Consider the following 13847-nt stretch of genomic DNA (forward strand, 5'->3'; position numbering starts at 1 on the left):
CTGAAAATAACCTTTAGCCAAAAACGCCGTTATAAGCAACGAGAATTTATGGGGCTATGACGATGATAGCTTTACGTTTTTCCTTATTATCCTATGGATTTTTTTAAAATCGATGGGCGTTTTTGGATATCGATTTTGAACTTTAATAAAATAATAAACAAATAATATAACATTAAGTATCGAGAATAATACTGTAGCATCCAGACCGCTAATCACCCTATTGTCAACCTTACCATAGAAAATAATTAAATTAATATTTGAAGAAATTAAAACAAATAAGAAATCATAATAGTAATTTTTCTTTTCCGTGGCCAAAATCGCTAATAGCAAGACTGTAATATAAATATGGTTTTCATGCGCGCTGACCCCCATGATAAAATACACAAGGAAGCCCAAGCTGGTGTAGGCCAACAATGTCTCAAAATTTTTCTTCCTTATCGCAAAAGAAAACAAGGCGTAAATATAAACTATATAGAAAATCAATTTAAAAATTTTTATGCCATGGGGGGATAAATAAATATAACGCACCATTCCATTATCTAAACCACCATATTTTTCAGGATGGAATAAATGCAACAGCCAAGTTACCAGCCAATCAAAATTCAAAGCGTTAGCCGATAAAAAGCTGTTCGAAAAAGAAAATTGAAGTGTTTTTATGATAGGTTCTAGCCCAAAAAAATAAAAAGCGGCGATAAATATAAAAAATGCGGGCAGGGATGATTTTAATAATATATCAAATTTTATGCTTTTAACAAATTGACCTGGCAATGAGATGATTGATTGATTGATTGATTGATTGATTGATGTAGAATATAAATAAAAATAAATGGCCCAAGAACAAGTGGTTGATATTTAATAAGACACGCGATGGCAAACATTACAGAAAATAAAACATAACGCTGATGTTTTAATCCCCAAAAGGCGAAAAATAAAAATGGCGCGAAATAAATATCGCCATAACCAAAGATGGTGGCGTTGCATATTAAGCCAATAAAAAAAATAATCCCAATGGTAAAATTCCTATTAGAATTAGCAAAGCAAAAAAGAAACGTAAAAAACGACACAACATACAAAACAAAAATTGATAATTTATTCGCAAAAAAACTATCAACTTGGTTTGAATTAAAAAATGCAATTATTTTATAAAAAAATTGTAATATGGTTATTGTTAACGGCGGATAAACATTTGGCACTTCTGACAGTTCTGTTGCTTTTTTAAAACCTTCACCAAAACCAAGCTGGCCAACCATTTCCAGCCACCTGGTTCTGTCATCAACATCATGCGTCCCAGCATTAGAAAAAAAAATTAGCGAAAATAATATTACCAAAAAAATAAGTAACCACTGGTCAATGCCAACAAATGGCTTAAATGCTTCTTTACCGCGATATTTTGTTTTTATCATCTTAGAAGAAATATGATGTTTGTCTTATAATGTCAATGTCTTCTTGGCTCCATTTGGCAAAGGGCGCGAAATAGGCTATAATGGAAGAATGTCATCGCAGAAAAAAGTGGGGTTATTCGTAACATGTTTGGTCGACATGTTTCGCCCCTCGGTCGCGACCTCGGCCATTCGGTTGTTAAAAAAATGCGGTTTCGCGGTGGTGGTCAGCCCGCGCCAAACCTGTTGCGGCCAGGTCGCATTCAACAATGGCGACCGCGACACCGCCCGCAATATCGCGCGCGAATTACTTTACGAATTTCATGATTGCGATTATATCGTCGCGCCATCGGCGTCATGCGCCGGCATGGTGGTGAAAAATTACGGCGAGCTTTTTCCTCATCCTGATAGGGCAGGCCACCTGTTCGGGCATAATCTTTACCATTTTGATAAGAACGAAGACCTGCCGCATCGCGCCGATGGTTTCCGCGCCAAGTTTTATGAATTGAGCGACTTCCTTTATCATGTTGTCAATTTCCAGCCGAGCAATATCGCGCCCTATGTTGGCGACCGAAAAATTTCCTACCACGATAGTTGTTCGTCATTGCGCGACACCAAAACATTCATCGCGGCGCGTGGTTTGTTGGCGCGCGCCGGCGTGGCGGCGGCGAACTTAGCCGATGCCGAAGCCTGTTGCGGGTTTGGCGGCAGTTTCACCACCGACTTCCCCAATATCTCAGCCAGCATCACCGATAAAAAATGCGATGATATTTTATCAACCGCGCCCGATATTTTGTTGTCGGCCGACCTTGGCTGTTTGCTCCATTTGGTTGGCCGCTTAAGCCGGCGTGGCGCGGCGGTTGAGGCATTTCACCTTATCGAATTTTTGGACGAGCAAGCCCACAGCCAATTTTTATTGCCGCTGGGCAAGGAATTAAATAACGCGGCGCAAAAAACCCCTGCGGCGCAACAACCAGCCAAATAATTATGTCAGTCGAAAATTTTTCCGCCGCCGCCGATAAGGCAATTAAAAACGATGGCTTGCAACAACGCCTGGCCCACATCACCCACGAATTTATAAATAAACGGCAAGCGGCGGTTAACGCCGTCCCCGATTGGGAGGCATGGCGCGTCGCCGGCAAAAATATCAAACAACATGCCATCGAGCATTTGGATATTTACCTCGAGGAGTTTGAAAAAAACCTGACCAACGCCGGTGGCGAATTGCATTATTGCCAAACGGGCGAGGAGGCGGCGGACAAAATTTTGCGCATCTGCCAACAGCATAAGGCGCAATTGGTGGTGAAATCAAAATCGATGGTCGCCGAAGAAATAAACCTCAACCAACATTTTGCCAAAAACAATATCAAGTTGGTCGAAACCGACCTGGGCGATTATATTGTGCAATTACGCGGCGACGAACCGGCGCACCCAATTGCACCGGCGTTGCACGTGGGCAAGGCGATGGTCGCCGAAACATTTCGGCAAGAACATAAAAACCTGCCGCGCAATCGCCCATTGGAAAGCATCGGCGATTTGATGGCGGAGGCACGCGGCATCCTGCGCAAGGATTTTCTAACCGCCGATGTCGGCATCACCGGTGCGAATTTTTTGGTCGCCGAGTCGGGGTCGGTGGTGTTGGTAACGAACGAGGGCAATGGCGATTTGGTTTCCACCCTGCCGCCGGTGCATATTGTTGTCACGACGATTGATAAAATTGTGCCGACGCTTTACGACGCCAGCCATTTGCTAAGGTTGCTATGCCGAAGTGCCACCGGCCAACCGATAACCAGCTACGCCAGTTTTTTTACCGGCAACAACCAAACGCAAGACGGCGATGGTGCCATTGCCTTTCACGTATTATTGCTGAACAACAACCGCACGCAATTATTGGCCGATGATTTGCGGCCCGCCCTTTCTTGCATCAAATGCGGGGCGTGCCTGAACCATTGCCCGGTATACCAAACAGTGGGCGGCGCAAGTTACGGCGGCGCGCAGATGGGGCCGATTGGGTCGGCGATTGCACCGGCGATAAGCGGCATAAAACGCGCCAATGATTTGGTTTTTGCATCGACCCTGTGCGGTCGTTGTGACGATGTTTGTCCGGTAAAAATTCCCATCAGTCATCTGTTGCGGCGGCAACGCGAATGGTCGTTTTTGCAAAAAACCATCGCGCCGCAAAAACAGCGATGGTTAAAATATTTTCGCCGCGCCAGCCAATCGCCAAAAAAATTCCGCCACGCTAGCCATGCGGTGCGCCGCATGTTGCGGTTTTACAATCGCCACGGCATGATAAAAAACATCGGCCTGTTCCCGCCGGCACGGCCGTGGTTTGCTAAAAAAAACCTGCCCAGTCCGGCGAAAAAATCATTTTTTGATAAGGTAAAATAAAACCATGTCGCTTGCCAAAAAAGTCATGATGGATAAAATCCGCCAAGGTTTGGGGTTGGCGGATGCCGCGTCGCCAACGCAACATCGCCTCTTGTCTGCACAGCAATGGTTGGCACGCCGGCCAATAAATGTCGCCCCAAGCTTGCCCCAACATCCCCAAGCGATGGTCGCCGCCGACCCCGGCCATAACCTAACAATGTTTGTAACCATGGCCGAACGCGCCGGCGCGGCGGTGATGGCGGAAACCGCGTTGGAAAATATCCCCGCCCTTATCAATCAATTTATCATCGACAAAAAATTACCCAACCAATTGGTTATCATGGACCCCGCGTTGGAATTTTTAAAAACCATAATGGTCGAGGAACAAGACATCAGCGTTATCGACAATATCATCACGCGGCCGGCGACCGTCAACCAAGTGGTCAGCCTGACCCTGGGGCGCGCCGCCATTGCCGAAAGCGGCACCATCATGGTGGCCAGCCGCACGGCGAGCAACCTGCCCAGCCCCAGCCGGCTTTATTTTTTACCCATCGCCCATATTGTCATGTTGTCGTGTCAACAGATCGTCGAAAAATATGAAGACGCCCTATCGCTCCTCGACCCATTGGCCATGCCGCGCGGTTTGCATTTTATCACCGGCCCGTCGCGCACCGCCGACATCGACCAAACAATCACCACCGGCATGCACGGGCCAAAAGAATTATTAATTATTTTAACGCCATAAAAATTTGCGCCCAAAAAAATTATGAAAAAATTAGCGGTTATTTTGGCGGGCGGGTTATCAAGCAGAATGGGGCGCGAAAAATCATTGCTGGAAATCGACAACAACAAATTTTTAATCGATAAGGTAATTGAATCCATCGCGCCGCAGGTCGAACGCATCGCCATCAACGCCAACCACAAGGCCAACCACGACGCCGCGCGATTTGCCCACACCAATTTAGCAATCATCCACGATGAGGTTGTTGTGGCGGAATCGGTCGGCCCGCTCATCGGTATCTTAACCGCCATGGCATGGGCAAGGGAAAATGGCGGTGATGTTGTGCTGACCGTGTCTTGCGATTGCCCGCAATTGCCGAATGACCTTTATAAAAAATTGGCGGCGCAACAAAATTATGATGTGGTGGTGGCAAAAAGCTTCGGCCACAACCACCCGACCATCGCCCTGTGGCGGGTTGATTTGGCGCGTGATTTGCGCGCCGCGATAAAAAACAACATGCGCAAAATCGACAAATTCACCAGCGGTTACCGCGTCGCCACCGTCGATTTCACCCCACCGCAACAGACCACCACCACCGGCGACATAAACTTAACCGACCCATTTTTAAACCTGAACACACCCGACGAATTTGCCGCCTGGCAACGCGCGCAGAAGAAATAACGCCTGCGCGATTCTGATTTCGCCCAGCGTTCTAAAAAAAAATTAAATCAAAACACGCACCACGCCGACCAGCGCGCTGGCGATAATTATTTTTATTGTTGCTACAACATCGCTAACCGAAACCACGTTTCCCCATCGGCCGCCCAACACTACACCTCGAACTGCTCCAAAATAATCCGTTCTTCCAAATCATAATTTTTATCGACCAACAAACAAAATTGCAAATCATCATTGCTGGTCATGGTTAATTTTTTTACCATGCCGCCCGAAATGGCGTCGACCGCCACCACCGCCGGCCGGCGGTCATATTCTTGCAATTCGATATCGATGGTGGTTTCCTTTCGCACCACCGCGCCCGACCAACGGCGCGGCCGGAACAGCGCTATCGGCGTCAGGGCAAGCAACGACGAGCCCAGCGGCAATATCGGCCCGTTGCAGGCAAAGTTATAGGCCGTCGACCCCTGGGGCGTGGCCAACAACACGCCGTCGCCCACCATGTTGGAAATGCGGTCGTGGCCGTCGAGCGACAATTTCATTTTAATTGCCTGCGGCGTGCCGCGCGACAACGAAATTTCGTTGATGGCAAAATTTTCATAAATTTCGCCATTGGTCAATTCGGCGCGCAGGTGCAATGTCGGGAAGACAATGCTCCGCGCGTTTTTTATTTTGTCGATAATCATCGGCATGGCCAGGTCTTCGCCGTCGACATGGTTCATCAAAAACCCGTGGCTACCGCGGTGCACGCCGTAAAATTTTATGTTGTCCGCCCGTTGGTGCAATTGCCGCATGGCGTGAAGCAACGTGCCATCGCCGCCAACCACCAACACCACATTGGCGTCGGTCAGTGGCGCAAAATCATATTGGCCGCGTAATTTTTTTTCCAACGCGGCCTCAACGTTTTTGCCAACCATCAGGCCGATATGCAAATCGGCGGTTACATCGCTATTGGGAATCGCGCCTATTTTTGCCAGCATCGTAAAATGTGATTTTTGTTTTTATTATGGTTTTGGTTAAGCGCAATGTTAGCATTTTTACCATGCCACCGCCAGCACCGATAACCCGTCGCAACCATTGGCCGGTTATTGTTTGTCTATCACCAGCGTCGATAACAGCTGTAGGTTTTTGCCATCATACAAATTGATTGTTTTTTGCCCCTTGCTATTGTCCAACACCACCGCAATATTATCGCCGACGCCGTAACTGGTGATGTAATCGCCGCGAATCACGGTCGGGTTATTTGCGCCGCCCGTTGCCACACCGCCATTCGCACCGCGCGACGATTTTTTGACCACCAACACCACCAAGGCCGTGGTGGCCAGAATAATCATCACCCCCATGGTAATAACAATAGTCTGCAGGCCTTTCATTGCTTTCATCCTTACACGCGATTAATTTTTATCGTTGCCATACCATTCGTATGTCGCCTTATTTATTCAACGACTGCCCGCGCCCCTCAAGGTTGCAATGCTACTCGGCGGTTTTTTTCGCTTCCGCATCGTTATCGGCAGATTCGTCGCCATCAACATCAGCGGATTCCTCGGATTCAACATCAGCATCATCCGAATCTTCGCTCGCCGCCTTGGCCGACTTCGACCCCTTGCCGTCTTTCTTTTCCATCGCCTTGCCCAAAATGTCGCCCAACGAGGCACCAGAATCCTGACTGCCATATTGTTTAATCATTTCTTTTTCTTCTTTCATCTCCAGCGATTTAATCGACAGGGTCAATTTACCGGTTTTTTTGTCAATCGCCGTTACCTGGGCATCAACCCGTTCGCCCACGGCAAATCGGTCGATACGTTGGTCGGCCTTGTCCTTGGCCAAATTGGCGCGGGCAATAAACCCATGCAAGCCGTTGACATCAACCTCTATCCCATTGTCTTGGGTCATGATAACCGTCGCGGTTACCACTTGGTCTTTTTTCAACTGCAACATTTTTTCCTTCATCGGGTTTTTGCTCAATTGTTTGATACCAAGCGAAATCCGACCCCGTTCCAAATCAACCTTATCCAACAAGATAACTTCTATCTCTTGGCCTTTTTGATAAAGGGCGGTTGCCTCGGCACCGGTTTTTTCCCACGAAATGTCGGACGCGTGAACCATGCCGTCCAATTCGGCCGACAGGCCAACGAAAATACCAAACTCGGTGATGTTCTTCACCGTGCCTTTTAATTTATCACCCTTGTTGTTCTTGTTGGCAAATTCTTCCAACGGGTTGGGGGTGCATTGTTTCAAACCAAGCGACAAACGACGGCGGTCGTTGTCGATGTCGAGCACCATGACCTCGACCTCTTGCCCCAGGGTGAGCAATTTGGCGGGCGAGATGCCACGTTTTGTCCAAGATAATTCGCTGATATGCGCCAGCCCCTCGACCCCGGGTTCGAGCGAGATGAAAGCGCCATAATCGATAAGGTTGGTAACCGTCCCCTTGACCTTTTGCCCTTTTTTATATTTTTTGGCGACCGCCGCCCATGGGTTGTCCTCCAACGCCTTAACGCTGAGCGAGACGCGGTTGGTGTCCTTATCCACCGTGATAACCTTAACCTTGATTTCATCGCCGACCTTTAAAATATCGGACGGATGGTTGATTCGCTTCCACGACATTTCACCGACGTGCAACAGCCCGTCAATCATGCCCAAATCGATAAATGCGCCGTAATCGGTCAAGTTTTTCACCTTGCCATCGACCACCGCACCAACCACCAATATTTTTTGCATGTCGACCATTTTTTCTTTTTGGTCTTCTTCCATCACTTGACGGCGCGACACGACGATATTATCGCGTTCCTCGTCCATCTTCACGACGGCAAAGCTCTCTGGCTTATCCATCAATGCTTCCAAATCTTTTTCGCGGGTTGGCCGAATATCAACCTGCGACCCGGGCAAAAACGCCATCACGCCATTGATATTAACCGAAAAACCACCGCGCACGCGGTTGACAATCCGCCCCATCACCCGTTCGCCTTTTTTATGTTTTTTCGCAATTTCGGCCCATGATTCATCTTTACGCGCCTTATCACGCGACAACACGGCCTCGCCATTGCGGCCTTCCATCCGTTCCAGAACGACCTCAACCTTATCGCCGACCGCGACGGTCATTTCGCCCTCCATGTTAATAAATTCTTTGCGGGAAACTTTCCCTTCGGATTTCAACCCGACATCGATGGTTACATATTCATCGCCGAGCGCGACAACTTGCCCCATCATTACTTGGCCTTTTAAGGCGACATGTTCAGGAAGGTGGGTTTTTATAAGTTCCGCGAAACTGGTTGCTTTGGCCATTGTTTTATCTCTTTTGGGGACGAGCCCCAGCATTTTGCTCGAAAAAAATTTTAACCGCTAACCGATTATTTTTTCAAGTCTTGACCTTCTTCATTTGGGTTTAAAGCCGCAAGAAAAAAGAAGGTCTCTATTTTTTCTTGCCGCCAATTAATTGCCGTAAAGTTTCTTATCCTTAATAATGGTCAGAGCCTTTGCAAACAATTCATCCGCCGATAGGTTGCTGTTATCCAGCTCTATCGCGTCATCGGCCTTTTTTAATGGCGCGATGGTTCTTTCTTTATCCATTTTGTCGCGCCTTATCAAATCGGCCAATATTACATCCCTGCTAGCATGGATGCCGTGGCTTTGCAACTCCAAAAATCGACGGCTTGCCCGCACCGCCACGTCGGCGACGACAAAAAATTTTAACGGCGCGTCTGGGAATATCACGGTGCCGATATCGCGGCCGTCAATCACCGCGCCCTTTTTTTGGGGGTCGCGGCCAAATGCCTGCTGTGCCGATTTTAACATCGCGCGCAATTGTTCTTGGCGGGCGATAACACTGGCCGCCGCCGCCACATCGTCCGACGCCAAATATTTTTCATGTTGTTTCAATAATTGGTGATAGCCCGCACCTGCCGGCTGTTGCATAAGGTCGATAACATGCTTGGCCGCCGCCAAAATAATCGGTGCGCTTTCGGCCGGCGATTGATTAACTAGGTCACGATTTTTTTGCAAAGCCAACAAGGCCACCAGGCGGTAGATTTTTCCGGTATCAAGATGGGCAAAACCAAAATGCTCGGCTAATTTTTTTGCCAATGTTCCCTTACCACTGGCCGATAGGCCATCGATCGCAATGATATTTGGGATAGCAACATTCGCGGCAATGACGGGTTTTTCGGTCATCAACTATTTTTTTTAAAAATCTTGAAAAGTTTTTTGGGGCGACTTTGAAAAATGATAAAAACCGATGAAGTGGATGCAAGGCCAGTATTTTTACGACTGCTCCCCCGTGTCGGCCGGCGGCGTGCCAGTATTGGTGGGCGGCGCACCCTTGGTGCTGGCGTTATCATTGCCATCAGCGGCGGTTTTTGCCTTATCATTTTTGTCATTTTTGTCGGGAATTTTTTTCAACGGGTTGCGGGTAATCATCATCATCAAGCGGCGTTTTTCCAAATCCATCTCGGCCGATTTTTCGACCTTGGCGATGTCGCCCAAAAAATTCAATACTTTTTCAAATATCGCCATCGCCAATTCGCGTTGGTTGGTGGCGCGACCAAACATTCTTATCGCCACCCGCACCTTATCGCCATCTTCCAAAAATGCTTGCATTTTTTTCATCTTGACCATCAAATCATGTTGGTCGATGCCCGGGCGAATTTGTATTTCCTTGACATGGATGGTCTTTTGTTTTTTCTTGGCTTCCTTTTTCTTTTTTTCCTCTTGGTATTTGTATTTGCCATAATCCAAAATTTTGCACACCGGCGGTGTCGCGCTGGCGGTGATTTCGACCAGGTCCAGTTCCAACGCGCGTGCCTTTTCCAACGCGGCGTCGCGGCTGACAACCCCGACGTTTTTGCCGGTTTCGTCTATCAACATGACCTCGCGCGCGGTGATATAATTATTAATTTTGGTGCGGTCTTGGTTACGTCCGCCGCGGAATCCACCGCGCCCACCCGCATTGTTAAATGGCCTGGGTGGCCGTGGCACAAATGGTCGCCTTGCGCCGCCGCCTGGCCTTGCGCCGCCGCCTGGCCTTGCCCCGCCTGGCCTTGCGCCCGCCGGGCGCGGCGTGAATGGCCGATTGCCACCACCGCCCGTATTATTACCAGTATTATTTTGACCGGCGGGGGATGATGTCGTCGCGCCGCCTTGATTCGCACCCTGACCACCCTGACCACCGCCTTGGCCAGATTGGCCTGGGCGCGGGCCAAACGGCCGGCCACCACCGCTGTTTGGACGCGAAAAGTTATTTGTTCTTCTGGGGGGGTAAGCCATATTCTCTATAAATTAAAAAAGAATCGCCCGTGGAGCGGCAGAAGGAGAAAAATAACAAAAATACATCTGTGAAAATAAAGGAGGAATGTTTAAAATATTATTGTAAGGAACAATTGCTTAATTATTTTTCATTATAGCAAGGTTTTGAAATTTTTCAATAGATTTTTTTAGTGGCAAGACCTCGTTATCGGTCGAGCCCAGCAGGCGCAGGGCAAGCGATTGGTTTTTTTCTTCTTCTTTGCCCACCACGGCTATCACCGGCACATATTGCAGGGAATGGTCGCGAATTTTGGCGTTGATTTTTTCGCCACGGCAATCGGCCTCGGCGCGGATGCCGGCATCGCGCAATTGCTGTAATACCGCCAGGGCGTAATCATTCACGTCGGAGGTTATCGCCACCACCACCACCTGCACCGGTGCCAACCAAAAGGGCAAGCGGCCAGCATGCTGTTCGATTAAAATACCGATGAAACGTTCGAACGACCCCAATATCGCGCGGTGTATCATCACCGGTCGTTGTCTTTTGCCATCGCTGTCGGTGTAAAGCGCGTCCAATCGCTCGGGCAGAATAAAATCAACTTGGAACGTGCCGCATTGCCAATCGCGCCCCAGCGAATCCTTCAGGACATATTCTAACTTCGGGCCATAAAAAGCCCCCTCGCCCTTATTCACCGTGAAATCCTTGCCGGTCGATTTAACCGCGGTTTGCAACGCCGATTCGGCGCGGTCCCACACCGCGTCGTCGCCGGCGCGGTTATCGGGGCGGTCAGAAAATTTTATGGCAATGTCGGTAAAACCAAAATCACGATAAACCTCGAACAACAATTTTGAAAAGTTTTTGCATTCCTCGACAATGTCTTTTTCCTCGCAAAAAATATGGGCGTCGTCCTGGGTAAAGGCCCGCACCCGCATCAAGCCATGCAACGCCCCCGATGGTTCATAGCGATGGCACGCGCCAAATTCGGCCAAACGGAGCGGCAGGTCGCGATAGCTTTTTATACCCTGCTTAAACACCTGAACATGGCACGGGCAATTCATCGGTTTCAGGGCGAATGATGTTTCCTCATGCGCGACATCGGCCACGAACATCGCCGAGCCAAATTTTTCCCAATGTCCCGATGCCACCCACAATTTTTTATCCACCAATTGCGGCGTTTTGATTTCTTTGTAACCATTGGCGCGTTGTTTGTCGCGAATGTATTTTTCAACCACCTGCCACAATTGGTAACCCTTGTCATGCCAAAAAACCGACCCGACCGCTTCCTCCTGAAAATGGAACAGCTCCAATTGCTTGCCAATTTTTCGGTGGTCGCGTTTTTCGGCCTCGGCCAATTGGTTTAAATAATTTTCCAATTCTTTTTTTGACGGAAACCACGTGCCGTAAATTCGTTGCAATGGCGCGTTGTTGGCATCGCCCCGCCAATATGCCCCCGATAATTTCATCAATTTGAATCCGCCCTTGGCAAGGTAAGCGGTGCTTGGCGCGTGCGGCCCACGGCACAGGTCGAGCCAATCATCGGCACCCGCACCCTGACGATAAATACTTAAGGCCTCGTCGCTGGGGATTTCCTTGACCCACGCGGCCTTGAAATCCTCGCCACGCTTGGTAAAAAACGCAACCGCCTGGTCGCGCGACCATTCCTCACGGATGAAGGGTTTGCCGGCGGCCATAATCTCGGCCATTTTTTTTTCGATGGCGGGAAAATCATCGGTGCTTAATGATTTACTGGTGGCAAAATCATAATAAAAACCATCGTCGGTCGAAGGGCCAAAGGTAACCCGCGTCCCGGGGAAGAGGCTTTGCACTGCCTCCGCCATTACGTGCGCGCAATCGTGGCGCAATAATGCCAATACCTCGGGCGATGCCGCACCGGCGGATGGCAGGGTGAGGATTTCCACCTTGGCCTTATCCTTGGCAACCGCCGCCGCCATATCTTGCGCCACGCCATCAACCTTGATGGCGACCGCCGCCTTGGCCAGGCCGGGGCCGATTTTCGCGGCAATAGCGGCACCATTAACTGGCTGGTCAAAAGCCAATTCTTTTCCGTCTGGCAAATAATAATGAATCATTTTTTTAATTTGGGCGCGGGATTTTTTCGCAAATTTTTTTTACAGGTTTTTATCTTGCCCTGTTATTAGCAAAATTAACAATTTTTTTCCACCGCGATGTTTTGTCAAAAACGTTTTGGCAAATGCCGCAATATATCGCCCAATTTAATCTCCGCCGGGTCGTCGCGGTAAATGATATTAATCGATTTTTTTAAATCGCCGAGCGGCCTTACCAATTTTGGCACGGCGGGCGGCGCGATAATAACAATGATGGGAATTGGTTTTTTGTTGTTGCGGGTTTTTTTGCCCTTTGTTTTGCGCAACTTTTTTTGCCCTGATGTTGCCGGCGACGCCAATTGCGCCAACGCGGCCAAATGGGTAAGGCCGGTGTCGTTGCCAACAACCCCCACGGCGTGGCGCGCGACCTCGGCCACGTCGCCCAGGGTTGTTTTGCCAACCAAATTGATGCAGGATGGCACCGCCGCGACAAACCGCGCCGCCCGCGATTTTTCCAACGCGCCGCCGACGATGACCGAAAAAATATTTTTTGCCTCAAGGAATTTTGCCACCGCGATATAGGTTTCCAACGGCAGGATTTGCTTGCGCTTGATTTTCGATGGCGAGCCACCAACCACCAGCATAAAAAATTTTTTCTTAAAAAAAGAAAATTTCTTGCCATGCAAATAATCAACATTGGGCGGCGGCACATGGCCGATGCCGGCGTAACCCAATTGGCGGTCGAACCGTTCGACCGCGTGAATGGCATCGCGGTTGCGGCTTTTATCTTGCCAGATGTTTTTCACCACGCCATTCCACAATGGTTTTATCAATAACAAATGGTAAAGCCGGTTGCTGTAGCCCGAGGTTTGCAAATCATAAACCCGTTTAAAATTACGCGCCCACAGGGTCACCACCAGCCAGGGCAACCACCAATAATGTTTGCGCTTGATGGTTAAAAAATCGACCTTGGCTTTTTTTCTGCCCTTGCCCATGTTGCCACCCTTAGCCGCCTTGCCCATGTTGCCACCCTGCACCATCGATTTAAACAATGGCACCATGGCGGGTTCGGTCAAGATGGTAACGGCATCACCCGCGTGGCGCGCAACAATCGCACGCACCTGGCCAGCGGCCAACAACACATCGCCCAAGGCACCAAATTTAATAATCAGAATTTTTTTCTGCTGATTCATTTTTTATCCCTTAAATTTTTTTTAATGGCTTTTCCCCCTCGTTTTTTTTCCTAATTCTTTTTCTGGTTTTTCACCCCGCCCCATTCAACCATTGTTCCTATTATTTTTTACGGCAATCAGCGCGCCTTGCCAAGTGTTTTTTTTTGCGCCGCCAGGCCGCGATTTACCGCCGCTGAAATATCATTATCAGTTTTTGCAATC

At 48.8% G+C, this 13847-nt stretch carries 13 protein-coding genes; 4 read left to right on the top strand and 9 right to left on the bottom strand.

Annotation, left to right across the window (positions count from 1 at the left end; all coding sequences use genetic code 11):
- Window positions 1-54: 54 nt before the first annotated feature.
- Both QM529_06365 and QM529_06370 read right to left on the bottom strand, forming a co-directional pair.
- Complete coding sequence (locus QM529_06365; GenBank protein MDI9314278.1) at window positions 55-768, bottom strand: hypothetical protein; 714 nt, start codon at window positions 766-768, stop codon at window positions 55-57.
- On the bottom strand, window positions 741-1403 hold the full coding sequence (locus tag QM529_06370; protein ID MDI9314279.1) for a hypothetical protein: 663 nt from the start codon (window positions 1401-1403) through the stop codon (window positions 741-743). Before QM529_06370 ends, QM529_06365 begins: the two co-directional genes overlap by 28 nt.
- An 88-nt stretch (window positions 1404-1491) precedes the next feature.
- On the opposite strand from QM529_06370, the gene QM529_06375 reads away from it, so the two are divergent.
- The 4 genes from QM529_06375 to mobA are packed head-to-tail and all read left to right on the top strand — an operon-like array spanning window position 1492 to window position 5151.
- Complete coding sequence (locus QM529_06375) at window positions 1492-2364, top strand: (Fe-S)-binding protein (protein MDI9314280.1); 873 nt, start codon at window positions 1492-1494, stop codon at window positions 2362-2364.
- A gap of 2 nt (window positions 2365-2366) precedes the next feature.
- A complete protein-coding gene (locus QM529_06380) occupies window positions 2367-3770 on the top strand; it encodes a lactate utilization protein B (protein ID MDI9314281.1) in 1404 nt (467 codons plus the stop codon).
- A gap of 4 nt (window positions 3771-3774) precedes the next feature.
- Window positions 3775-4494, top strand: a complete 720-nt coding sequence (locus tag QM529_06385) for an LUD domain-containing protein (protein ID MDI9314282.1) — start codon at window positions 3775-3777, stop codon at window positions 4492-4494.
- A 21-nt stretch (window positions 4495-4515) separates the two neighbouring features.
- Complete coding sequence (mobA, locus tag QM529_06390) at window positions 4516-5151, top strand: molybdenum cofactor guanylyltransferase MobA (GenBank protein MDI9314283.1); 636 nt, start codon at window positions 4516-4518, stop codon at window positions 5149-5151.
- A 149-nt stretch (window positions 5152-5300) separates the two neighbouring features.
- Here mobA and QM529_06395 read toward each other — a convergent pair whose 3' ends face one another.
- From QM529_06395 to QM529_06425, 7 genes are all read right to left on the bottom strand, one after another.
- Window positions 5301-6125 carry an NAD kinase gene (locus tag QM529_06395; GenBank protein MDI9314284.1) on the bottom strand — a complete coding sequence of 275 codons (825 nt, stop codon included), beginning with the start codon at window positions 6123-6125 and terminating at the stop codon, window positions 5301-5303.
- A 105-nt stretch (window positions 6126-6230) separates the two neighbouring features.
- Complete coding sequence (locus tag QM529_06400; protein ID MDI9314285.1) at window positions 6231-6518, bottom strand: hypothetical protein; 288 nt, start codon at window positions 6516-6518, stop codon at window positions 6231-6233.
- Between the two features lie 100 nt (window positions 6519-6618).
- A complete protein-coding gene (locus QM529_06405) occupies window positions 6619-8430 on the bottom strand; it encodes a 30S ribosomal protein S1 (GenBank protein MDI9314286.1) in 1812 nt (603 codons plus the stop codon).
- A 147-nt stretch (window positions 8431-8577) separates the two neighbouring features.
- Window positions 8578-9315, bottom strand: a complete 738-nt coding sequence (gene cmk, locus QM529_06410; protein MDI9314287.1) for a (d)CMP kinase — start codon at window positions 9313-9315, stop codon at window positions 8578-8580.
- Window positions 9316-9405: 90 nt separating this feature from the next.
- On the bottom strand, window positions 9406-10407 hold the full coding sequence (infC, locus tag QM529_06415; GenBank protein ID MDI9314288.1) for a translation initiation factor IF-3: 1002 nt from the start codon (window positions 10405-10407) through the stop codon (window positions 9406-9408).
- 117 nt (window positions 10408-10524) lie between these two features.
- On the bottom strand, window positions 10525-12477 hold the full coding sequence (gene thrS, locus QM529_06420) for a threonine--tRNA ligase (protein ID MDI9314289.1): 1953 nt from the start codon (window positions 12475-12477) through the stop codon (window positions 10525-10527).
- 104 nt (window positions 12478-12581) lie between these two features.
- A complete protein-coding gene (locus tag QM529_06425) occupies window positions 12582-13646 on the bottom strand; it encodes a glycosyltransferase family 9 protein (GenBank protein ID MDI9314290.1) in 1065 nt (354 codons plus the stop codon).
- Between the last annotated feature and the right edge of the window lie 201 nt (window positions 13647-13847).

The organism is Hydrotalea sp. (assembly GCA_030054115.1).
In the GTDB taxonomy this organism is placed as follows: domain Bacteria; phylum Pseudomonadota; class Alphaproteobacteria; order JASGCL01; family JASGCL01; genus JASGCL01.